Source organism: Methanobrevibacter sp., from assembly GCF_015062985.1.
Lineage (GTDB): Archaea > Methanobacteriota > Methanobacteria > Methanobacteriales > Methanobacteriaceae > Methanocatella.
This window is the reverse complement of the sequence record NZ_SUTI01000037.1, coordinates 1-1,500: the sequence shown is the minus strand read 5'-3', so window position 1 is coordinate 1,500 and position 1,500 is coordinate 1. Positions and strand designations below refer to the sequence as shown.

Sequence of the window (1,500 nt, the reverse complement as noted above, 5' to 3'; positions counted from 1 at the left end):
TGATTCCAAATTTCTTTGACGGTAAAAGGGACGGTAATGTTTATTTAAATGATGATGAAATAGGTGAAATGCCGATTCATGAAATTTCAAAGCATATAGGTTCTGTCTTTCAAAATCCAAAAACACAATTCTTCAATGTCGACACGACCAGCGAGATAGTTTTCGGATGTGAAAATCTATCTATGGATGTTGAAGAGATAAGAAGAAGGCTTGATCTTGTTGTTGATGACTTTAAGATAAATCATCTTTTGGACAAGAGTATATTCAAACTGTCCGGTGGTGAAAAACAGAAAATAGCCTGTGCATCAGTATCCGCCGTTAATCCGGATATTCTGATTCTTGATGAGCCGTCATCCAATCTTGACTCACAGTCCAGTTGGGATTTGGAGGACATAATCAGAAACTGGAAAAATCAGGGAAAAACAGTACTCATAGCAGAACATAAACTGTTCTTTTTAAGTGATGTTGTTGACAGGGTTCTGTTTTTAAAAAAGGGACGTATTGTTAATGAATGGTCACTTGAAGAGTTTAGACAGGTAAATCACAGGGACTTGGGTTTAAGACAGCTCAATCTGGAAAATATAATCTCTAAAAGAAAGGAATATTATTCTTCAGAAAATGAATTGATGGAACTTAAAAACTTCAAATTCAGCTACGGAAAGACCCAAATTTTGGACATTGATAATGTTAAAATCCCAAAAAATGAGATTATAGCAATTATAGGTAATAATGGGGCCGGAAAATCCACATTTGCAAACTGTTTATGTGGCCTTAAAAGATCATGTAAAGGTGAATTAATTACAGAAGGCAAAGCATTAAAAAGAAAGGATAGGCTTAAAAAAACTTATATGGTGATGCAGGATGTTAATCATCAGCTGTTCACTGAAAGCGTTCTTGATGAAGTTCTGTTGAGTATGGATGAAGAGGATATCAAAAGAGCTGAAGAAATCCTGAAAGATTTAAATTTGATTCATCTTAAAGACGCCCATCCGATGGCATTGTCAGGCGGTGAAAAGCAGAGAGTAGCTATCGCTTCAGCTATTGCTTCCGGAAAGGAACTGCTTATTTTTGACGAGCCGACAAGCGGATTGGATTTGAAGAATATGTTGAAAGTCAGCGATAACTTAAAATATCTTCAAAGCCTGGGCATTACATCATTTATAATTACTCATGATTATGAACTTATAATGGAAGTATGTTCCCATATTCTGCATTTTGAAGATGGAAAAATAATTGATAACTATAAAATAAATGAAGAAAAGCTTAAAGAGTTTTTCTTATAGGTTTTCATACATTGCAAAATTTTATTGAAGGATTTATAAATGATAAAAACACATAATTCATACTATATGGAGAGGGATAATTTTGTATTGTCCTCCTTTTATAGTATACAGTAATTGCATGAATCCAATCCTCATTGAGATGAATTGGAGTGCAATTACTACTTTTGTGCTTTTTTTTCATTTAATCCTCTATGAAACCATTTTAAAAACAGTTCCA

Annotated in this window: 1 protein-coding gene; it reads left to right on the top strand. The window is 33.7% G+C overall.

What is annotated here, in order from left to right; translation table 11 throughout:
* The coding region (locus E7Z77_RS09550) for an ABC transporter ATP-binding protein (RefSeq protein ID WP_292753483.1) at positions 1–1,283 on the top strand (1,283 nt) is incomplete at its 5' end.
* Between the last annotated feature and the right edge of the window lie 217 nt (positions 1,284–1,500).